17 protein-coding genes are annotated in these 20,046 nt (G+C 73.0%); 5 read left to right on the top strand and 12 right to left on the bottom strand.

Features of this window, described 5'->3' with window-relative positions; genetic code table 11:
• Positions 1 to 74 precede the first annotated feature (74 nt).
• From nadC to ACFVT2_RS28370, 4 genes are read right to left on the bottom strand one after another with little or no spacing between them, the layout of a single operon-like run.
• Positions 75 to 1,151 carry a carboxylating nicotinate-nucleotide diphosphorylase gene (nadC, locus tag ACFVT2_RS28385; RefSeq protein ID WP_390022396.1) on the bottom strand — a complete coding sequence of 359 codons (1,077 nt, stop codon included), beginning with the start codon at positions 1,149 to 1,151 and terminating at the stop codon, positions 75 to 77.
• Positions 1,148 to 2,911: an L-aspartate oxidase gene (locus ACFVT2_RS28380; protein ID WP_390022395.1), complete on the bottom strand. Its 1,764-nt coding sequence runs from the start codon at positions 2,909 to 2,911 to the stop codon at positions 1,148 to 1,150. The genes nadC and ACFVT2_RS28380 overlap by 4 nt, the downstream gene beginning before the upstream one ends.
• Complete coding sequence (gene panC / locus ACFVT2_RS28375) at positions 2,908 to 4,092, bottom strand: pantoate--beta-alanine ligase (protein WP_390022394.1); 1,185 nt, start codon at positions 4,090 to 4,092, stop codon at positions 2,908 to 2,910. The genes ACFVT2_RS28380 and panC overlap by 4 nt, the downstream gene beginning before the upstream one ends.
• Complete coding sequence (locus ACFVT2_RS28370) at positions 4,089 to 5,237, bottom strand: Rossmann-like and DUF2520 domain-containing protein (RefSeq protein ID WP_390022393.1); 1,149 nt, start codon at positions 5,235 to 5,237, stop codon at positions 4,089 to 4,091. Before ACFVT2_RS28370 ends, panC begins: the two co-directional genes overlap by 4 nt.
• A gap of 260 nt (positions 5,238 to 5,497) precedes the next feature.
• Here ACFVT2_RS28370 and ACFVT2_RS28365 point away from each other — a divergent pair, with 260 nt between their 5' ends.
• The gene (locus ACFVT2_RS28365) at positions 5,498 to 6,871 is read left to right on the top strand and encodes a threonine aldolase family protein (protein ID WP_390022392.1); all 1,374 of its coding nucleotides are present in this window, start codon (positions 5,498 to 5,500) and stop codon (positions 6,869 to 6,871) included.
• A gap of 178 nt (positions 6,872 to 7,049) precedes the next feature.
• On the opposite strand, the gene ACFVT2_RS28360 is transcribed toward ACFVT2_RS28365, so the two are convergent.
• The gene (locus tag ACFVT2_RS28360) at positions 7,050 to 7,412 is read right to left on the bottom strand and encodes a hypothetical protein (protein WP_390022391.1); all 363 of its coding nucleotides are present in this window, start codon (positions 7,410 to 7,412) and stop codon (positions 7,050 to 7,052) included.
• A gap of 100 nt (positions 7,413 to 7,512) precedes the next feature.
• On the opposite strand from ACFVT2_RS28360, the gene ACFVT2_RS28355 reads away from it, so the two are divergent.
• On the top strand, positions 7,513 to 8,622 hold the full coding sequence (locus ACFVT2_RS28355) for a DUF5937 family protein (RefSeq protein ID WP_390022390.1): 1,110 nt from the start codon (positions 7,513 to 7,515) through the stop codon (positions 8,620 to 8,622).
• Positions 8,623 to 8,809: 187 nt separating this feature from the next.
• On the opposite strand, the gene ACFVT2_RS28350 is transcribed toward ACFVT2_RS28355, so the two are convergent.
• The 3 genes from ACFVT2_RS28350 to ACFVT2_RS28340 form a co-directional block, all read right to left on the bottom strand.
• A complete protein-coding gene (locus ACFVT2_RS28350) occupies positions 8,810 to 9,505 on the bottom strand; it encodes a glycoside hydrolase family 75 protein (RefSeq protein WP_390022448.1) in 696 nt (231 codons plus the stop codon).
• Between the two features lie 155 nt (positions 9,506 to 9,660).
• Positions 9,661 to 10,344: a response regulator gene (locus ACFVT2_RS28345; protein ID WP_390022389.1), complete on the bottom strand. Its 684-nt coding sequence runs from the start codon at positions 10,342 to 10,344 to the stop codon at positions 9,661 to 9,663.
• Between the two features lie 490 nt (positions 10,345 to 10,834).
• Entirely contained in the window at positions 10,835 to 12,040 is a 1,206-nt protein-coding gene (locus ACFVT2_RS28340; RefSeq protein WP_390022388.1) for a sensor histidine kinase, read from the bottom strand.
• A gap of 300 nt (positions 12,041 to 12,340) precedes the next feature.
• Between ACFVT2_RS28340 and ACFVT2_RS28335 the strand changes: the two genes are divergently transcribed.
• Positions 12,341 to 13,510 (top strand): SAM-dependent methyltransferase, encoded by a 1,170-nt coding sequence (locus tag ACFVT2_RS28335; RefSeq protein ID WP_390022386.1) that lies wholly within the window; start codon positions 12,341 to 12,343, stop codon positions 13,508 to 13,510.
• 85 nt (positions 13,511 to 13,595) lie between these two features.
• The gene (locus ACFVT2_RS28330) at positions 13,596 to 14,738 is read left to right on the top strand and encodes an NADH-quinone oxidoreductase subunit D (protein WP_390022384.1); all 1,143 of its coding nucleotides are present in this window, start codon (positions 13,596 to 13,598) and stop codon (positions 14,736 to 14,738) included.
• A 198-nt stretch (positions 14,739 to 14,936) separates the two neighbouring features.
• On the opposite strand, the gene ACFVT2_RS28325 is transcribed toward ACFVT2_RS28330, so the two are convergent.
• The 4 genes from ACFVT2_RS28325 to ACFVT2_RS28310 all read right to left on the bottom strand — a co-directional run bounded on the left by ACFVT2_RS28325 (position 14,937) and on the right by ACFVT2_RS28310 (position 18,653).
• Entirely contained in the window at positions 14,937 to 16,136 is a 1,200-nt protein-coding gene (locus tag ACFVT2_RS28325; RefSeq protein ID WP_390022383.1) for a hypothetical protein, read from the bottom strand.
• Positions 16,137 to 16,200: 64 nt separating this feature from the next.
• Positions 16,201 to 17,166 (bottom strand): ABC transporter substrate-binding protein, encoded by a 966-nt coding sequence (locus tag ACFVT2_RS28320; RefSeq protein WP_390022381.1) that lies wholly within the window; start codon positions 17,164 to 17,166, stop codon positions 16,201 to 16,203.
• 24 nt (positions 17,167 to 17,190) lie between these two features.
• Positions 17,191 to 17,922 (bottom strand): ABC transporter permease, encoded by a 732-nt coding sequence (locus ACFVT2_RS28315; protein ID WP_390022380.1) that lies wholly within the window; start codon positions 17,920 to 17,922, stop codon positions 17,191 to 17,193.
• 2 nt (positions 17,923 to 17,924) lie between these two features.
• A complete protein-coding gene (locus ACFVT2_RS28310; protein WP_390022446.1) occupies positions 17,925 to 18,653 on the bottom strand; it encodes an ABC transporter permease in 729 nt (242 codons plus the stop codon).
• Positions 18,654 to 18,861: 208 nt separating this feature from the next.
• Here ACFVT2_RS28310 and ACFVT2_RS28305 point away from each other — a divergent pair, with 208 nt between their 5' ends.
• The gene (locus ACFVT2_RS28305) at positions 18,862 to 20,040 is read left to right on the top strand and encodes an ABC transporter ATP-binding protein (RefSeq protein ID WP_390022379.1); all 1,179 of its coding nucleotides are present in this window, start codon (positions 18,862 to 18,864) and stop codon (positions 20,038 to 20,040) included.
• Positions 20,041 to 20,046: the final 6 nt, after the last annotated feature.

The raw sequence follows: 20,046 nt of genomic DNA, 5'->3' as shown, positions 1-20,046 counted from the left end.
GGGCTCGCCTGGGGTGGTGGGTGGGGTGACGGGTGGGCGGGTGTTGCCCACGTCGATGGTCAGCAGCATGGCGGTCAGCGGCTCTCGTCGTCGTGCGCACCGGCGGTCGCGGCCTCGGTCGCGTCGTCGCCCTCACGCAGGTCCAGGCCGATGTCGAGGACCCGGGCGGAGTGGGTGAGCGCCCCCACCGCCAGGTAGTCGACGCCGGTCTCCGCGTACCCGCGGGCGTTGTCGAGGGTGAGTCGGCCCGAGGACTCCAGGATCGCGCGGCCGGCTACCAGCTCCACGGCCTCCCGGGTCTGCTCCGGCGTGAAGTTGTCCAGCAGGATCAGGTCGGCGCCCTCGGTGAGGATCGGCGGGATCTGGTCGAGCCGGTCGACCTCCACCTCGATCGGCACCCCGGGGAACTCGTCCCGCACGGCCGTGAACGCCTCCGCGACGCCGCCCGCCGCCACGACGTGGTTGTCCTTGATGAGCGCCGCGTCGGACAGCGACATCCGGTGGTTGACGCCACCGCCGCAGCGCACCGCGTACTTCTCCAGGGCGCGCAGGCCCGGCGTCGTCTTACGGGTGTCGCGGACCTTGGCCCCGGTGCCTTCGAGGACGTCCGCCCAGGCGCGGGTCAGGGTGGCGATACCGGACAGTCGGCCCAGCAGGTTCAGCGCGCTGCGCTCGGCGGTGAGCAGGTCACGGGTCCGCGTGGTGACGGACAGCAGCTTCTGCCCGGCCACGACCCGCGCGCCGTCCTCCACGTGCCGCTCGACCGCGAACTCGTCGGTGCACACGACGGACAGCACCGCCTCGGCGATCCGCAGCCCGGCGATCGTGCCGTCCTCACGGGCCGTGAAGTCCCCGGTGGCGACGGCGTCTTCGGGGACGGTCGCCACGGTGGTCACGTCCACGCCCTGGTCGAGGTCCTCCTCGATGGCCATGTGCGCGATGTCCTCCACCTGGACGGGGTCGAGCCCGGCGTCCACCAGGAGCGCGGCCAGGTCCGGGTCCAACCCGCAGGTCAGCGGGTCCAGCTCGTAGGCGTCGTCGCCGCCGGCGCACCCGCAGGCGTCGCCGCAGCCTCCGCCGGCGGGGGCGGCGCCGGGCCGACCGATCTGGAGGAGGGGGAGGTCACCGGGGGTGCCGGGGGTGCTGCTCACGGGGTGGGCTCCGTATCGGGAGTGAGGGCGGACTGAGGGGTGGGACCGACGGTCGACGGGAAGCCGGCGGTCTGTGTCGTATGGATGCTCAGGGTGCGGTCGGCACCGAGGGTGATGCGGAAGTGCCGGCGCCAGGAGGCATCGTCGCGGTCCGGGTGGTCCTCGCGCCAATGGCAGCCGCGGGTCTCCTCGCGGCGCCGCGCGGCGGCGACCAGGACCCGGGCGACGCACAGCAGGTTGGTGACCTCCCATGCCTCCACACCGGGCTCGGGGGCCTTGGCGGAGGCGGCGACGGGCTCCACGGCCGCCTCGGCGGCCTCCCGTTGCAGGTGGTCGAGGTCGTCGGCGGCCCGGGCGAGGCTGGCCGCGCTGCGCAGCACACCGGCACCGGCGGTCATGATCCGCTGGACGGCGGTGCGGGCCTCGGGCACCAGGAGGGGCAGCGGGGCGCGGGCCTCCACGGGGGCGGCGGCCGGGGCCGTCGTCCCGTTGGCGACGATGTCCGCGGCGATCCGCTCCGCGAACACCAGGCCCTCCAGCAGGGAGTTGGAGGCCAGCCGGTTGGCACCGTGCACGCCGGTGCAGGCCACCTCGCCGCACGCGTACAGGCCGGGCACGGTGGTCCGGCCGTACAGGTCGGTGCGGACGCCGCCGGAGGCGTAGTGGGCGGCCGGGGCGACCGGGATCGGCTCGGTGACCGGGTCGATGCCGTGGGCGCGGCAGGCGGCCAGGATGGTCGGGAAGCGGTGCTCCCACATCTCGGCGCCGAAGTGGCGGGCGTCCAGGTACATGTGCTCGGCGCCCTGCTCCTGGGCTCGGCGCGTGATCGCCTTGGCCACGATGTCGCGCGGGGCCAGCTCGGCGAGTTCGTGCTGTCCGACCATGAAGCGAGTGCCGTCGGCGTCGACCAGATAGGCGCCCTCGCCCCGTACCGCCTCGGAGATCAGCGGCTGTTGGCCCTCCGCTTCCGGTCCCAGATAGAGCACGGTCGGGTGGAACTGGACGAATTCGAGGTCCGAGACCTCGGCACCGGCGCGCAGTGCCAGGGCCACCCCGTCGCCGGTGGACACGGCCGGGTTGGTGGTCGCGGAGAACACCTGGCCCATGCCCCCGGTGGCGAGCACCACCGCCGGCGCGTGTACTGCACCGACGCCGTCGTGCTGGCCCTCCCCCATGACGTGCAGGGTGACGCCGGCGGTCCGGCCCTCGGCGTCCGTGAGGAGGTCGAGGACCAGCGCGTTCTCGATGCTGCGCAGCCCCGCGGCGCGGACCGCGGCGACCAGCGCGCGGGAGATCTCCGCCCCGGTGGCGTCGCCGCCGGCGTGCGCGATCCGGCGGCGGTGGTGGCCGCCCTCCCTGGTGAGCGCGATCTCGTCGCTCCCGGGGGCGGTGTCGAAACGGGCGCCGGCAGCGATCAGCCGGTGGACGGCGTCCGGGCCCTCGGTCACCAGCATCCGCACGGCCTCCTCGTCGCACAGGCCGGCGCCCGCGACGAGAGTGTCGGCCAGGTGCTGCTCGGGGCTGTCGCCGTCCCCCAGGGCCGCGGCGATCCCCCCTTGCGCCCAACGGGTGGAGCCGTCGTCGAGCTGGGCTTTGGTGACGACGACGGTCCGGCGGCCGGCGGCGGCGCAGCGCAGCGCGGCGGTCAGCCCGGCGACGCCGGAGCCCACCACGACGACGTCCGCCGTGATGGACCAGCCGGGGGCGGGGGCGGTGAGACGTATGCCGGTGGGGGCGGCGGCGGTTCCGGTAGCGGTCATCGGGTCGCTCCGAGGGGGCCTTGGGGTGGAGTGGACTTCCTGGATTTCCTCGGGGCTCCGGAGGCCGGCCCGGGTGCGGGCTCCTCCGGGGAGCCGGCGTGCCGCTCTGGGGCGGCGGGCGGATACGGGGCCCCGCTCGCCGCGAAGACGAGCCGGATGTTGTCGATGAGCCGGGTGGTGCCCACCTTGGCGGCCACCGCGAGGATCGCCTCGCCCTCGTACCCGTCGGGGACCTCGGTGAAGTCGCGGGGGTCGATCAGGGCCAGGTAGTCCAGGTGGAGCGGCGGGTCCAGGTGGGCGGCGTCCTCCAGCACCGTGCCGGCCGCGGCGCAGGCCACGGACGGGCCGTGCAGCGGGCCCGCGGCGTAGGCGACGGCGTGCGCGTCGGCGGCCGCCCGGTCCTCCCCGAGGGCGGCCAGCGCCGCGGAACGGTCCTGCCCGGGGTACCCGGCGGAGGCGGCGCGGGCGCGCAGTGCCTCCTCGGCGGTGAGCCGGTCGCGGGCGGCGAAGAGCGCCGCGGACAGCGCGAGCGCGGTGCGCCGTTCCGGGCCGGACAGGTAGCGGTTGCGGCTGGAGCGGGCCAGCCCGTCGGCCTCCCGGACCGTCGGGACGCCGACGATCTCGACCGGGAAATTCAGGTCGGCGGCCATCCGCCGGATGACGGCGAGCTGTTGGGCGTCCTTCTCCCCGAAGAACGCCAGGTCCGGCGCTGTCAGATGGAGCAGCTTGGCGACGACGGTGAGCACCCCGTCGAAGTGCCCGGGGCGGCTGGCGCCCTCCAGGACGGCGCCCATCGGGCCGGCGGAAATACGGATCTGCGGTTCTCCGCCCGGGTAGACCTCGTCGGCCGACGGCGCGAAGACGGCGTCCGCGCCCGCCCGGGCGGCCAGCAGCACGTCGTCGTCCACGGTCCGCGGGTAGCGGTCGAGATCTTCGCCCGCCCCGAACTGCAGCGGGTTGACGAACACCGTGACCACGACCTGACCCTGCGGCCCCACCCGTTCCCGAGCGGCCCGGATCAGGGCGGCGTGCCCCTCGTGCAACGCGCCCATGGTCATGACAACGGCCCGTACGCCGCTGTGCCGCGGCAGCGCGCGCAGCGCCGCGGCGGTGTGCACGAGCCGGGGTCCCGGCGCCGGTCGGGCGGCGTCCGGGGTCGGGCTGACGGGCGAGGAGGTCATGAGTCGCCTCCGTGGGGGCCGGGCTCGGGGGATTCGGAATCAGGGGACTCAGAACCAGGGGAACCAGGGGAAGGGGGGCGGGGCGGTCTTGTGTCGGTCGGCTCGGGGCCGGTGGGTGCGGGGCCGGTGGGCTCGTCGCCGTTGTGGCCGGTGGGCCGGTCGCCGTCCCGCTCGCTCGCTGGCCCGTCGGAGGGCGTCTGCCCTCCGGAGGACGCGGCCGGGCCGGCGGCACCACCGTCGGCGGCCGGCCCCGCGAGCACATCCAGCAACTCCTCGGCCAGCTCCGGCTTGAGCAGGCCGTGCGCCAGCGCCCGGTCGGCGGTCGTACGGGCCATGGCCAGATAGCCGGCGACGGCCTGCGGGGCGTGCTTGCGCAACTCCGCCACGTGGGCCGCCACGGTCCCGGCGTCCCCTCGGGCGACCGGGCCCGTCAGGGCGGCGTCACCGGACCGAAGCGCGTTGTCCAGGGCCGCGCCGAGCAGCGGACCGAGCATCCGGTCCGGGGCCCGCACCCCGGCCTTCTCCAGTAGCTCCATGGCCTGCGCCACCAGGGTGACCAGGTAGTTCGCGCCGATGGCGAGCGCTGCGTGGTAGAGCGGGCGGGCGGATTCGGCGATCCACTCGGGCTCCCCGCCCATCTCGATGACCAGTGCCTCCGCGGCCATCCGCAGCTCCTCCGGCGCGGTCACCCCGAACGGGCAGCCGGCCAGGCGCTGCACGTCCACGGACGTCCCGGTGAACGTCATGGCCGGGTGCAGCGCCAGCGGCAGCGCACCGGCCCGGGTGGCCGGGTCCAGCACCGCCGTCCCGAAACGCCCGGAGGTGTGCACCAGCAGTTGGCCCGGCCGTACGGCACCGGTCTCGGCGAGGCCGCTCACCAGGTCGGCCAGGGCGTCATCGGGGACGGTGAGTAGCACGAGGTCCGCACGCGCGAGCACCTCGGCCGGGGTGACCAGCGGGACACCGGGCAGCAGTTCGGCGGCGCGCCGCACGGAGGTGTCGGAGACCCCCGAGACGGCCACCGGACGATGCCCCGCGAGCTGGAGCGAAGCGGCGAGCGCGGGCCCGACACGACCTGCCCCGACGACTCCGACGGTGAGCCGGGCGGGCCGGTCCTGGGCCTCGATGGATGGGTGTGGATTCACGGGGCGATGGCCTTCCGTTCCAGTCCGCGAGGGGTACCGGACGATTCGTCGCCATGCTACGCGAGTACCTCCCGCCGGCCTGAGAGCCGTACAGAGGGTGAGACGAGGGTCTCGGAGCACCATCGGAGCAGAACCGGAATCCTCTGCTCCGCACCGGTTCGGAGAGTTATCCACAGGGCTCGCGGCGGCGCCGGCGGCTGCGCGATGATCGGTTCCGACACCACGCGCGGACGGCGCGGGACGAAGCGAAGGCGGGGGCCATGACCGAGGGCGGGAAGCACACGACGGAGACCGGGAAGCCACCGGTCGAGGACGGGAAGCACCCTGGCGGGGGCGACGAGCGGACGGCGACCGGGAGCGCGGGAGCAGCTGCGGCAGGCAGGACCGGGGCCGCGACGGAGACGGTGGTCGACGACAGGGGGAGCAGCCCCGCGGCGGCCACGGCGACGGACGACCCGGTGGAGACCGCGGCGGATGACGGCCCGGACGGCGCGGTGGACGAGCGGGCCCGGCGGTTGGCCGCGTACCGCGGCTCGGTGCGGACGCTGTCCGGCGCCCGCCCACCGGAGACGATCGCCGAGCGGTTGGCCCGCCTGACGGCCGACGCCCCCGGCGTATACGACCTCGACGACTGGACGGACGTCTACGGCGACGACAACAGCATCATCGGCGAGCTGGAGCGCCGGACCGCCGACGCCCTGGGCACCGCGGCCGCCGTGTTCTTCCCGACCGGCACGATGGCGCAGCAGGTGGCGCTGCGCTGCTGGGCAGGCCGCACGGGCAATGCGACGGTCGCCGGCCACCCGCTGTCCCACCTGGAGGTCCATGAGCGCGATGCCTATGCGGTGGTCAGCGGGCTGCGCATGGTGCATCCGACGAGCGCCCCGCGCCTACCGACGGCCGACGAGATCTACGACCTCCAGGAGCCGTTCGGCACCCTCGCCCTCGAACTCCCGCTGCGGGACGCCGGATACGTCCTCCCCAGCTGGGAGGAGCTGGAGTCGGTGGTCGCCGCGGCGCGGGACCTGGACGCGGTGGTGCACTTCGACGGCGCCCGGCTGTGGGAGTCCGCTCCGCACTTCGGCAGGTCGCTCCCGGAGATCGCCGCCCTCGCGGACAGCGTCTACGTCTCCTTCTACAAGTCGCTGGACGGCATAGCGGGCGCCGCCCTGGCGGGCACCGAGGAGTTCGTCGCGGAGGCCCGCGCCTGGCGGCACCGCTACGGCGGCCAGTTGTTCCAGCAGTGGCCGACCGCACTCGCCGCCCTGGCCGGACTGGACCGCGAACTGCCCCGACTACCGGCGTACGTCGCGCAGGCCAAGGTCGTCGCCCGGGCCTTGCGGGAGGGCCTGGCGGAGGCCGGCGTGCCCTGGTTCCGGGTACACCCCGAAGAGCCGCACACCCATGAATTCCAGGTATGGCTGCCGCACCCACCGGAGGTCCTGACCGAAGCCGGCACCCGCCAGGCGGAGGAAACCAGGACGACGCTGTTCCGCAAGTGGTACGAGCCCGGCTCGGCCGGACCGCCCGGCGTGGCAATGACGGAGGTGACGGTCGCGTCCCCCGCACTGGAGTGGACAGCGGAGGAGATACGCACGGCGGTGGGCGACTTCATCCGACGCATCGACGGGTGACGGGTGCGGCTACGGCTGCGGCTGCGACTGCGGCTCATCGTTGCCGTGACGGCTACGGCGCATCGATCCCGGTGACGGCAACGGCTCATCGATCCGTGTGACGGCGACGGCGCATCATTCCCGCTATCGCATGGCCGTTCCCGCATGGCCCCGCATGGCCCGTTCCCTCATGGTCCGCTCAGGCGTCGCTCGGACCGGCGTTGCACGGTTCCGCGAGGGCGGTTGCGGCACGGTTCGCGCCCACGTGGTGGCTGCCAGCGCGCTCGGCTGGCAGCTGTCCGGGGCGGGGCCAGGTCGGTGCGGCGGTGTGGCCGTCCAGGGGCCGGGCGCGGCGGGCCAGCAGGGCCGCGGCCCCGCGTAGGAGCCGCCCGTCGCGCCCCCACCAGCGTTCCGCGGGATCCGTGACCACGGCCTGGAAGCGATGCCACTGCTGGATCTCCCTGGCGGTGCGGACGGTGGCCTCACCCGGTGCGGGCGGGACGGCCTCGCCTCGCTGGGCGGCACGGTAGCTGTCGAGGAGGTGCTGCTGCGTGGTGTCCATGGCTCTCACTGTGGGACGGCCGGGCGTCCCCTGGCGCGTCGATTGACGAGAGCCGTCAATCGACGACGTTGCAGGTCACGGCCTCACGCATGATGGACACATGTCCAACGTCATCGACATCACCGGGCTGCCGCTGGAACGCGTCGTCTTCGCGCCCTCTCCGCTGGCCGAGTTGGGTGCGGCGCTGCACGCGCTGTCCGAGCCGGGTCACCACCCCGGGCTGCACGGCTGGGTCACCGCGACCAACGCCGGACTGAAGACCGACCTGGCGGACCGGCTGTGCGAGGCGGACTTCCTGTGGCGGTCCGCCCGCTCCGACATCCTGCTGCCCACCCGCCCCGGAGCGACGCTGGCCGAGGAACTGGACGAGCTGGACAAGATCGACGACGAGCGGTTCGTGGCCGCCGCCTTCGAGATCAGCTGCTCGCCCAAGTACACCCGGCCCACGCCGTCGCCCCTGGTCGACGAGGGCGAGCGGGCGCGCGTACGGGAGATGGCGGCGGCCCGCGGCCCGCGACAGGCGGCGTTCACGGACCGGATGCTGACCGACCCCGACGGCCTGCGGGTGTGGCTGCGCCGTCTCTTCGAGGACTGCGAGGACGCGTTCTTCGGGGACATCTGGCGGCGGGTGAGCATCCAACTGGCCGCCGACGCCCGACACAAGACCGAGCTGCTGCGCCGCAAGGGCCTCGCCGAAACGCTGACCGCGACCTCGCTGGCGCTGCGGCTGGACGAGGCCCAGGACGGCAGCGGCACCACCCGCATCCTGGTCGACAAGCTGGCCAGTGGCCGTACGACGGGGTTCGCCGACCCCGCCGATCCCGGCGTCACCTTCCTTCCGACGTCGTTCGGCTGGCCGCATCTGCTATTCAGCCACGCTCCCGGCTGGCGCCCGGTGCTCCAATACCCGGTTGCCAGCCCGGAGTTGCCGGCCCCCGCCACGCTGGAACTCGTCCAGCAGCGGCTGGAGGCGCTCGGTCACCCGATGCGGATGCGGCTGTGCCGCACCCTGTCGCGGGGTCCGCACACGACGGGGGAGCTGGCGACCACGTTCGGCATCACGGCACCGGAGGTGTCACGGCACATCGCGGTACTGAAGAAGGCGGGACTGCTACAGACCCGGCGCCGCGGGCGTTACGTCCTGCACCAGCTGGACCTCCAGGTGGTGGCCCGGCTGGGCAGCGACTTCCTTGAGGGCGTACTGCGCTAAGAGCGCGTACCGCGCTGAGCAGACGCCGTTGACGGCAGGCCGGACGGGGCGCGGAGCGGACAACCGTTCCGGCTCACCGCCCACCACCCACCACCACTCTCCCCAGACCCCAAACCCAGCCACCCCTCCCCCCACCGCCCCCTCACGGCCTCCCCCTCACCACCTCGCGCCTCGCCCCCTCCCCCAGTCAGTTCTCCTGTAGGAACTTCTTCGCCAGGGCGTCGCCGCGGCTGACCGCGTCGGCGTGGCTCTCGATGGGCGATGCCTGGGAGTTCTTGAACAGCACGTAGGTGACGCCCGAATCCGCGCCGCCGGTCTCCGGGTTGGGGTCGATGCCCAGCCCCTTCGCGGCCGCGTAGGACGCCTCCCCGATGATCTTGTTGGGGCCGGTGTCGCCGACGACGGCGTACTCGACCTGGTTGTTGTAGATGATGGCGACCACGCCGCCACCCTTGATTCCCGCGGACTGGTAGTTCCAGATGCCGCTGACGCTGGGCACCACGACGTAGGGCAGCTTCGCGGCGTTGAGGGGCTTGCCGTCGGACTGGGGGAACGCGGTGTCGTCCTGGAACCAGGGGTCGGTGTCGGCGTTGCACTGCGCGGTGGTCTGCCCGTCGCAGTCGACGTCCATGTCGGCCTTCCAGAAGACGGCGCCGTTCTTGCCGCAGACCGGGACGGTGGCCGGGGTCCCCTCGTCGGTGCTGTATTTGCCGTTCGACAGCTGCGTACAGTCCTTGAACCTGGCGAGCAGTTGGGCCGCGGAGACCGAGCCTTCCTGAAGGGCGGTGTGCGGCGCGGCGCGGTGGGCGGCCGGCTGGGCGGTGGCGGGAAGCGCCGCGGCGGCGAGGAGTGCGGCGCCGGAGCCGGTGGCGAGGGCAAGCATGCTTCTGCGCACGGGGAACCCTTCTGTTAGGAAAGTTTCCTTACCGCGCGCCAATCTGCTCTTGTTTACGTGTCCGCGTCAATGCACGTATCGGCCATCGCTCCCAGCGCACGGACCGGGCCGATCCCGTGGCACGACCGACCCGGTCGGCCCCGCTACGCTCCGGCGCCCCCGGCCCGGACCAGCCCCGTCTCATACGCCAGCACCACCGCCTGCACCCGGTCCCGCAGACTCAACTTCGTCAGGATCCGGCCCACATGGGTCTTGACCGTGGCCTCGGACAGCACCAGCCGCGCCGCGATCTCACCGTTCGACAGCCCCTGCGCGACCAACAGCAGCACCTCCCGCTCACGGTCGGTCAGCCGCCCCAACTCGGGCCGCGCGGGCTCACCGGAGGTGGCGGGCAGCATCGGCGTGAAGCGGTCCAGGAGGCGGCGGGTGGTGGACGGCGCGACGACCGCGTCCCCGCTGTGCACCGCGCGGATCGCGGCGAGGAGTTCGTTCGGCGGCACGTCCTTGAGCATGAAGCCGCTGGCCCCGGCCTTCAGCGCGGAGAAGGCGTACTCGTCCAGGTCGAAGGTGGTCAGGATGAGGACCTTCGGGGCGCCCTCCGGCTGTCCACCCCCGCAGATCCGGCGGGTGGCCTCGACACCGTCGAGGTGCGGCATCCGGACGTCCATGAGGATCACGTCCACCTCGGCGGTCCGCAGCACCTCCAGGGCCTGCGCCCCGTCGCCCGCCTCGGCGACGACCTCCATGTCGGGTTGTGCGGCCAGCACCATCCGGAAGCCGGTGCGCAGCAGCACCTGGTCGTCGACAAGCATCACGCGGATGGTCATGGCAGGGAGATCCCTTCACGGGTCGGTTGGGGCGGACGAGACGGAAGCGCACGGGGCCGCAACGAACAAGGTGGAGACGAACCGATTGGAGACGAACCGGGTGGAGACGAACCGGCTGGAGACGAGCGAGGCCGGAGCGCATGGCGTGACACCGTACGGGACCGGGGCGAACCCGATCGGTCCGCGCGGCGCCGAGCCCTCCGGAAGAGCCGGCCCGTAGGGCGCCGCGGAATAGCGAAACCGGCCATGTGACAACCGGCCGCACGGCAACCAGCGAGGTGGCAACCGTCCACGCGGCAGCCAACGAGGTGGCAACCGTCCGCACGGCAACCGGCCGAGCGAACCTGCGTCGTCTGGAAGAACCGGAAGAACCTGACCACAGGGCGCCGCCCCAGCCGGCAGCCGACCAGCCGGCAGGCTGCCGCCCGGCAGCCAACGAGGTACCCCGCCCTCCGACCCAGCCGACCGTCCGCTGGCGCGACCGGGCGGCTCACCGCTCCGCCTTGAGCGGCAGCACGGCATTGACCCGGAAGCCGCCGCCCGGCCGTGGCCCGGCGTCGAGGATCCCGCCGACCATGCCGACCCGCTCGCGCATACCGATCAGGCCGTGGCCGAGCCCGTCCGCACCGCCCGACTCGTAGAGCTCGTGCTGAGCGCCCCGGCCGTCGTCCTCGACGAGCAGATCGAGGTCGCCTTCCCGGTAGGTGAGGCGGACGGTGGCGCTGACGTCGGGGCCGCCGTGCTTGCGGGTGTTGGTCAGTGCTTCCTGGACGATGCGGTACGCGGTCAGCTCGACGCTGCTGGGCAGCGGGCGCGGCTCACCGACCACCCGGAAGTCGACCGGCAACCCCGCGCCCCGGACCTGGTCGATGAGGTCGGCGAGCTGCTCGACGCCGGGCTGGGGCACGTACTCCCCGCCCTCGGCCTGCTCGCCGGTGCGCAGCACGCCCAGCAGCCGGCGCATCTCGGCCAGCGCCTGCCGGCCGGTGCCGGAGATCGTCTCCAGCGCCTGGCGGGCCTGCTCGGGCGCGGCGTCGAGGACGTAGGCGGCGCCGTCGGCCTGGACGACCATCACCGAGACGTTGTGCGCGACGACGTCGTGCAGTTCACGGGCGATCCGGGCACGCTCGGCCGCGACCGCGATCCGCGACTGGGCCTCGCGCTCCTTCTCCAGGCGGGCGGCCTTCTCCTCCAGCTGGGCCCAGTAGGCACGGCGGGTGCGTATCGAGTCGCCGAGCACCCAGGCCAGCACGAACGGCACGGTGAGCAGCACCATGAAGAAGACCACCGCCCACACCGGCAGGGCGACGGGGCTGTCCCGGAAGCGCAACTGGGACAGGCCGGGGCCGATCAGCGCGCCGGCCAGTGCGAAGCGTGAGGCCCAGCGGCGGGCCGAGGTCTCGGAGGCGACGGTGTAGATGATCACCATCAGCGCGAAGTCGCCTATGTTGGGCGGCACGTTCAAGATCAGCTGGCCGACGCCGAGGGCGGTGGCCAGCAACAACATCTTGACCGGGTACTTCCGGCGCAGGGCGATGACCAGGCACAGACCGGTACTGAAGACCAGACCGATGAACTTGCCCTCAAGGCCCGACCGGGAGATGACCCACAACCCGGTGAACCCGAAGAGGAGGAAAGCCCAGAAGCTGTCCACTCCCGTCGGGTGCCTGCGGAAGAAGTCATAGAGGCGCTGCACGTAACCCAGCGTAGGCAGCCCGGACAGGCTGCGGAGTCAACCGGAGGGGCGATCCTCTTCAACGGGGCCTACTCCCCTAGGTGGAGGCCGCGTGCCCCAATTGTGTCGCCCTCGGGGTTGACCCATGATCACGCGATGCGGAAGCCCACGTACCGGGGCCTGAAAAACGTCCCTGAACAGGGCTTTTCGTTCCCGCACCGCCTCATACCGTAGGCCGACCACCACACCACGGGTCGACCCCTCGCCCCGCGAACCGCCCCCCGTACCGTGGTGCACGTGACGAAAGAGGGACGTGGGTACGTGGCAAACGAGCACCAACACGCCCGACGGGCCGCGGCCGACGACCACCGCCCCGCCGCCGAACCGGCCGCGCCCGACACCCCCGGCCACCCCACCCACCCCGAGCCCCCCGCCGGCGCTCCCCACGACGCGCCCGACGGCACCTGGCGCGGCTGGCAGGAGGCGACCGAGCGGGCGCTCTACGGCCCCGACGGCTTCTACACCCGCCCCGGCGGCCCCGGCCCCGCCGGCCACTTCCGCACCTCCGTCCACGCCTCCCCGCTGTACGCCGACGCCGTCGCCACCCTCCTCCGCCGGGTCGACACCGCACTCGGGCACCCCGACGAGCTGGCCCTGATCGACGTCGGCGCCGGCCGCGGCGAGCTGCTGAGCGGCGTACTGGCCGCACTGCCCGAGGAAGTGAGCGCGCGGACACATCCGTACGCCGTCGAACGCGCCGCACGCCCCCAGGACCTCGACCCCCGCATCACCTGGCTCGCCGAACTCCCCGCACCGGGCTCGCTCACCGGCCTGCTCTTCGCCAACGAATGGCTGGACAACGTCCCGGTCGACGTCGTCGAGACGGACGCCGACGGGGTGCCGCGCCGCGTCGAGGTACGGGCCGACGGCACGGAACGGCTGGGCGCACCGGTCGACGGCCCGGACGCGGAGTGGCTCGCCCGCTGGTGGCCACGGCCCGCACCGGAGGCCGCCGGCGACGCCCCCGCCCCCGGGCTGCGCGCCGAGATCGGCCGCCCCCGGGACGCCGCGTGGGCGCGCGCCGTCCGCACCCTCCGCACCGGGCTCGCGGTCGCCGTCGACTACGCCCACGGCCGCGCCGACCGCCCGCCCTTCGGCACCCTCACCGGCTTCCGGGCGGGCCGCGAGGTCCGCCCCGTCCCGGACGGCAGCTGCGACCTCACCGCACACGTCGCGCTGGACGCCTGCGCCGGCCCCGCCGCCGAGCGGCTGACCCAGCGCGCCGCGCTGCACGCCCTCGGTGTGGCCGGCCGGCGCCCGCCGCTGTCCCTGGCCACCACCGACCCGGCCGGCTACCTACGGGCGCTCGGCGCGGCCGGTGCCGCCGCGGAACTGACCGACCCGGCCGGCCTGGGCGGTTTCGGCTGGCTGCTGGAGCCGGTCGGCGGCACCGCCTGTGCCGGTCTGCTCACCTCCGACGGCACCGCCTGACCGCCCTGGCCCGCCCCTTGAGCGGGCCCGTTCCACACCACGGACCGCGCTCCTCCGCATCGTCCCGCCCTGCGACACTGTCCCCATGACGGAGACGACGGTCGGCATCGGCGGCGCGGCGGAGAGCACCGACATGGTGCTGAACATCGGCCCGCAGCACCCCTCCACGCACGGCGTGCTGCGGCTGCGCCTCGTCCTGGACGGCGAGCGCATCCGGCACGCCGAGCCGGTGATCGGCTACATGCACCGCGGCGCCGAGAAGCTCTTCGAGGCCCGCGACTACCGCCAGATCATCATGCTCGCCAACCGCCACGACTGGCTGTCGGCGTTCTCCAACGAGCTGGGCGTGGTGCTCGGCGTCGAGCGGATGCTCGGCATGGAGGTCCCCGAGCGCGCGGTGTGGACCCGGACGCTGCTCGCCGAGCTGAACCGCGTCCTGAACCACCTGATGTTCCTCGGCTCGTACCCACTGGAGCTCGGCGGCATCACCCCCGTCTTCTACGCCTTCCGGGAGCGCGAGGAGCTCCAGACCGTCATGGAGGAGATCTCCGGCGGCCGGATGCACTACATGTTCAACCGCGTCGGCGGCCTCAAGGAGGACCTGCCCGCCGGTTGGCTCGGCCGGGCCCGGCAGGCCGTCGCCGACGTCCGCTCCCGTATGGACGTCTTCGACGACCTCGTCCTCGGTAACGAGATCTTCCGCGGCCGCACCCGCGGCATCGGCGTGCTGACCCGCGAGGCGGTGCACGCCTACGGCGTCTCCGGGCCGATCGCCCGCGCGTCCGGCGTCGACTTCGACCTGCGGCGCGACGAGCCGTACCTCGCGTACGGCGATCTCCAGAACATCCTCAAGGTGGTCACCCGGGAGGAGGGCGACTGCCTGGCCCGCTTCGAGTGCCTGCTGGCGCAGACCCACATCTCCCTCGACCTCGCCGACGCCTGCCTGGACCGGATCACGGAGCTGCCGCCCGGCCCGATCAACCAGCGGCTGCCCAAGGTCCTCAAGGCCCCCGAGGGCACGACCTACTCCTGGACCGAGAACCCACTCGGCATCAACGGCTACTACCTCGTCTCCAAGGGCGAGAAGACCCCGTACCGCCTGAAGTTGCGCTCCGCGTCGTACAACAACATCCAGGCGCTGATGGAACTCCTGCCGGGGACCCTGGTGGCCGACATGGTCGCCATCCTGGGGTCGATGTTCTTCGTGGTCGGGGACATCGACAAGTAGTCGGGCCGCTGCGGCCGTCGACGTATCGCCGTCGCACCGACGGCGCACCAGGGGCGCATTGGAAGCGCACCGACGGCGCACCAACGGCTCGGAGCGCGCACCGGCGGACGTCCGCGCACACAGCACAGCGGCGGGGAGTTCATCCACAGCCTGTGGATGAACTCCCCGCCGCTCGGTACGTCCGCGGTCTTCCCGCGCTCAGGAGATGGCGCTGCGCAGTTCGGCGAGATCGAGCTGTTCGGTCTCGTCGTGCGCGGTCAGGTCGATGACCTCACCGGCACCGTGCGTCGTCTCCCCGTCGGCGGTCGCGCCATCGGACGCCGCGCCGTGGGTCGGCTCGTCGCCGTCCGCGGTGCCGGGCTCCGCGTCCCCGGCTCCCTTGCGCGCCGCGGCGGCGGTCCCGTCGGTGGCCGGCGGAAGCGCCGCGCGGGCCTCCGTTTGGGCCTCCGCACGCGCCGACTGTTCGGCGACCGCCTCGTCGCCGACGACGTCCGCCAGGTCCTCCTCCAGCGGGGCGGTCAGCTGGTGCTGCGCGACGTCGGCGTTGCCGAAGAAGTCGAAGCCGCCCAGCGTGCGGGACACGGCCGGGCGGGGCGGGGCGATCGCGGCGGCGGCCGGCACCGGGCGGAGCGCGGGTCCGCCCACCCCCTGCGCGGCGGCCGCCCTAGCCTTCCCCTGGTCGTCGGCCTCGGGCTTCCCCTGGCCGGTCGCCCCGGGCTTCCCCTGGGCTCGGGTGCCGTCCTGGCCGGTGCCCTGGGCGGCGGCGCGCTGTCGGGCGGCGTTGCGAGCCAGCTCGCGCAGGGCCCGGTCCGCCTGCGCGAACGTGGCGACCGGACGGGCCGCGGACGGGTCGTCCGCGCCCTGGGCGGCCGGTGCGGGGCGGCCGGCGCCGGTCGCCGGCTCCCGCCGGGCCGGGACGAGCTCGCCGCCGGAGGACGGCTGCCCGGCCTCGATGGCGAGCAGTCGGCGGCCCTCCAGGGCACTGGCCCGCTCGGTCTCGGCGGTGGCGTAACGCCGCAGCAGGGCGGCGTGTTCGCTGCGCAGTCGGGCGAGTTCGGCGCGCTTGGCGCGGAGTTTGGCGTCCAGGGCGGCGCGGATCTCGCGCGCCTCCTCGACGTCCGTCTCCAGCTCTGCGACCCGCTCCTCGGTGCGCCACTCGTCGCGCGCCCGGGCCCGGGTCAGCTCGGCGACCCGCTTGCCGGCCTTGCGGTCCCAAGTGCGCAGCAGGACGGCGCCGGTGAGCGCGGCGGCCGCGGCACCGGCGGCGAGCACCCGTTGCACGAGGTCGTCGCCGACGAACCACGCGCCCGCGGCGCAAGCAAGTGACGCACCGGCGACCGTCGCGGGAGGAAGCAGCCGGTGGAGGGGTGGGGAATGGCGGTGGCGTCCTCGTGGCATGGCCAGAAACTTACCGTGCGTGCGAGACCTATGGGGCCCCGCATACGGATCCGTTTCCCGCTGGTTACTTCTTGACCAGTCCCTTGGACTCCAAATACGCCTGCGCCACATCGGCGGGCTTCAAGCGCTCGGCATCGACCTTGCGGTTCAAGTTGATCAAGTCCTCGGTCGTCAGCACGCTCGTGATCTTGTTGAGAGTGGTCTCGATCTCCTTGTCGCCGGCCTTCTTGGCATTCAGCACCGGCAGCACATTGTCGGCGTTCTGCAGCTTCTTGTCGTCCTGGAGAAGCACCAGACCGAAGTTGTCGAGAGTGGCGTCCGTGGTGGTGGTGAGCACCAGTTGGTCGGTGCCGTCCTTGACCGCCTGCTTGGCCTGCGGGGTCCCCACGCCCTTGGGATCGATGCCCTCGACGGCGATGCCGTAGGTGTTCTCCAGGCCGGGCTTGCAGAACACCCGCGTCTCGCACTCCTCGCCCGCGGCGAGTTTGACCTTCTCCTGCGAACGCCCCAGGTCGGAGAGTGTCTTCAGCTTGTGCTTGGCGGCGAATTCCTTGGTGACCGCGAACGCGTTCTGGTCGGTGGCCGCACCCGCCGTCAGCACCTTCAGACCGCGCGGCTCTGCGAGCTTCTTGAGCTCCACCACCGTCTTGTCGATGTCGCTGGACGCCACGGGCTTCGCCTTGACGCCGTTCTTCTTCGCGTTGAGGAATTCCGCGAGGGTGGAGGCATATTCCGGAACGACATCGATCTGGCCCTTCTCCAGGGCCGGTTCATACAGCTCGCGATTGGTCAGCGTCTGCACCCGCGGTTGGTAACCGGCATCGGCGAGGACCCGCGAATAGATCTCGGCGAGCACCTTCGACTCGGTGAAACCGGCCGAGCCGATGACGATCTCGCCCTTCCCGCCCCCCTTGCCCTGGCCACCCTTCTGCTCCAGGCTCTGCCCGCCGCATGCGGCCAGCCCGGTCGCCAGCGCCACCACGGTCCCGGCGGCGAGCGCGGTACGCACCGCGCGTGCTGTGCTGCTCATGGAATTCCACTCCGTCCGTTCGGATCAGGTCGGTTGAGACGTCTCGGGTCGGGTCCGGGCCGGGGCCGGGGCCTTCTTGGGCTGCCCGCGCCGCCGCCCCCGCATCGGGTCGAAGGCCCGGTCCACCAGCACCAGCGCCCCCTCCACCATCAGGGCCAGCAGCGCCACCAGCACCGCTCCGGCGACCACCTGCGCGGTGTCGTAATTGCCGAACCCGGCGGTGATGATCCGGCCCAGGCCCCCGCCGCCGGCCAGCGCGGCCAGCGTCGCCGTGGCCACCACCTGGACGGCGGCCGACCGCAGGCCCGTCATGATCAGCGGATAGGCGAGCGGTATCTCCACCCGCCGCAGCAGCTGCGGGCCCGACATCCCCATCCCCCGGGCCGCCTCGACCACATCGCGGTCCGCCTCCCGGATGCCCAGATAGACATTGGTCAGCAACGGCGGCACCGCGAACAGCACCAGCGCGATGACCGTCGGCCAGTCGCCGTGCGTCCCCAGCGGGCTCAGCGTCAGCAGCACCAGGACCGCGAACGTCGGCACCGCGCGCCCCACATTGGAGACGTTGATCGCCAACGCCCCGCCCTTGCCGATGTGGCCGAGCCACAGCGCCACCGGCAGCGCTATCAGGCAGGACAGGAGCAGGCAGAGCCCGCTCAGCCAGAGGTGCTCACCGAGGCGGTGCCACACCCCTTTCTCCCCGGCCCAGTTGGCGGCCGTGGTCAACCACTGCCAGGCCCCCGTGATCGCGTCCACGCTCACCCCACCGCCTTCGCCACGGTCGCTCCGCGCCGCATCCGACGCGCCCCGGACCGCGCCCGCGTCCACGGCGTCAGCAGCCGCTGCAACCCCAACAGGAGCAGGTCCGCCACCAGCGCCAGCAGCACGCACAGCACCGACGCGGTCAGCACCTCCGCCTTGAAGAAGCCCTCCATGCCGCTGGCTATGAGATTGCCCAGCCCGCCGTAGCCGACGACCGAACCGATCGTCGTCATCGCCACCGTCGAGACCGTGGCGATCCGCACGCCCGCCACCAACGCGGGCAGGGCGAGCGGTAGTTCCACCTCGAACAGCAGCCGCGCCGGGCCGTACCCCATCCCGCGGGCGGCCTCCCGCACCTCGGCGGGCACCGCCTCCAGACCGGCGAGGATGTTGCGCACCAGGATCGTCAGCGAATACAGCACCAGGCCCGTGACGACCACCGACGGCGAGACCCCGAAGACCGGTGTCAGCAGCGCGAACATCGCCAGCGACGGCACCGTGTACAGCACCGTCGTCAGTCCCAGGACCGGCCCCGCGACGCCCCGCCGATGCCGCGCCAGCAGCGCCAACGGAAAGGCGACCAGCAGCCCGAGCAGCACCGACACCACCGTGATGCCGACGTGCTGGAGTGTGGCGTCCACCAACTCCTGGCTCCGGGTGCGGAGGTACTCCCCGCAGATCCAGTCGTTGCGCTCCAGGCAGCCGGGCCCGCCGCCTTGCGCCATGGTCTGAGCGCTCGCCAGCACCTCCGCCGCACGCGTCGGCACCTCCACCGCCGTCACCTCCCCCGCTCGCCGATACCGTGGTGACTGTCTGCGACCCTAACCCCCACCACTGACAATCACCTCGGCCCGGCATCCACTCGCAACACCGCGTTCACGGCACCCGCGCACGACACGTACACAATGGGGCCCGTCCACACAGGGGGAATTCATGATCCGCTTCGAGCACGTCACCAAGCGTTACGCCGACGGCACGACGGCCGTCGACGACCTCTCCTTCGAGGTCGCCAAGGGCGAACTCATCACCCTCGTCGGCCCGTCGGGCTGCGGCAAGACGACCACGATGAAGATGGTGAACCGGCTCATCGAGCCCACCAGCGGCCGGATCCTCCTGGACGGCGAGGACATCGCCGACGCCGACCCCGTCGAACTCCGCCGGCGCATCGGCTACGTCATCCAGCAGGTCGGGCTCTTCCCCCACAAGACCGTGCTGGACAACACCGCGACCGTCCCGCACCTCCTCGGCCGGCCGCGCAAAACGGCCCGGGCCCACGCCGCCGAGCTCCTCGACCTGGTCGGCCTGGACCCGTCCGTCTACGGCGACCGCTACCCCGACCAACTCTCCGGCGGCCAACGCCAGCGCGTCGGCGTGGCCCGCGCGCTCGCCGCCGACCCGCCCGTGCTGCTGATGGACGAGCCCTTCGGCGCCGTCGACCCGGTCGTCCGGGAGCACCTCCAGAACGAGTTCCTGCGGCTACAGTCCACGCTCCACAAGACCGTCCTCTTCGTCACCCACGACATCGAGGAGGCGGTCCGGCTCGGCGACCGCATCGCCGTCTACGGCACCGGGCGGATCGAGCAGTTGGACACCCCGGCGACGGTCCTGGGCGCCCCGGCGACCCCGTACACCGCGGAGTTCGTGGGCGCCGACCGCGGCCTGAAGCGACTCGCGGTCACCCCCGTCGAAGCCGCCGACCTCGACGAGCCCCCGGTGGTCCGCCTGGACGACCCGGCCTCCCGGGCCGCCGACGCGCTCTCCGCCGCCGACGCCCCCTGGGCCGTCGTCCTGGACTCCAAAGGATCGCCGTACGGCTGGGTGGCGGCCGACGCGCTCACCGGCACCTCCGGCCCCGCCGCGGACCGGTCCACCACGGTCCGTGGCCTGGCCCGCCCGATGACCGCCGCCGTGCCGCTCGGCACCCCGCTCCGGCAGGCGCTCAGCACCCTGCTCCAACACGACGCGGGCTGGCTCGCGGTCCTCGACGGCGACCGCTACCGGGGCGTCCTCACGCCCGCCGGACTGCACGGCGCCCTGCGCCGCGCCACCACCGCGGACGCCGCCGACCTCCCGCGCGACGAGGTCGCCCTGGACACCGTCCCGAGCACCTGAACCGCC

This window comes from Streptomyces sp. NPDC058000 (assembly GCF_042886435.1).
In the GTDB taxonomy this organism is placed as follows: Bacteria; Actinomycetota; Actinomycetes; order Streptomycetales; family Streptomycetaceae; genus Streptomyces.
The sequence above is the reverse complement of the archived record's forward strand: the minus strand, read 5'-3'. Positions and strand labels throughout refer to the sequence as shown.

Excerpts from the sequence above, each read along its gene's own strand:
- ACFVT2_RS28305 (WP_390022379.1), top strand. The coding sequence starts at position 18,862 with ATGATCCGCTTCGAGCACGTCACCAAGCGTTACGCCGACGGCACGACG.
- ACFVT2_RS28345 (WP_390022389.1), bottom strand. The coding sequence starts at position 10,344 with ATGACCATCCGCGTGATGCTTGTCGACGACCAGGTGCTGCTGCGCACC.
- ACFVT2_RS28380 (WP_390022395.1), bottom strand. The coding sequence starts at position 2,911 with ATGACCGCTACCGGAACCGCCGCCGCCCCCACCGGCATACGTCTCACC.
- ACFVT2_RS28320 (WP_390022381.1), bottom strand. The coding sequence starts at position 17,166 with ATGAGCAGCACAGCACGCGCGGTGCGTACCGCGCTCGCCGCCGGGACC.
- panC (WP_390022394.1), bottom strand. The coding sequence starts at position 4,092 with ATGACCTCCTCGCCCGTCAGCCCGACCCCGGACGCCGCCCGACCGGCG.
- ACFVT2_RS28330 (WP_390022384.1), top strand. The coding sequence starts at position 13,596 with ATGACGGAGACGACGGTCGGCATCGGCGGCGCGGCGGAGAGCACCGAC.
- ACFVT2_RS28360 (WP_390022391.1), bottom strand. The coding sequence starts at position 7,412 with ATGGACACCACGCAGCAGCACCTCCTCGACAGCTACCGTGCCGCCCAG.
- ACFVT2_RS28355 (WP_390022390.1), top strand. The coding sequence starts at position 7,513 with ATGTCCAACGTCATCGACATCACCGGGCTGCCGCTGGAACGCGTCGTC.
- ACFVT2_RS28350 (WP_390022448.1), bottom strand. The coding sequence starts at position 9,505 with ATGCTTGCCCTCGCCACCGGCTCCGGCGCCGCACTCCTCGCCGCCGCG.
- ACFVT2_RS28325 (WP_390022383.1), bottom strand. The coding sequence starts at position 16,136 with ATGCCACGAGGACGCCACCGCCATTCCCCACCCCTCCACCGGCTGCTT.
- ACFVT2_RS28310 (WP_390022446.1), bottom strand. The coding sequence starts at position 18,653 with ATGGCGCAAGGCGGCGGGCCCGGCTGCCTGGAGCGCAACGACTGGATC.
- ACFVT2_RS28365 (WP_390022392.1), top strand. The coding sequence starts at position 5,498 with ATGACCGAGGGCGGGAAGCACACGACGGAGACCGGGAAGCCACCGGTC.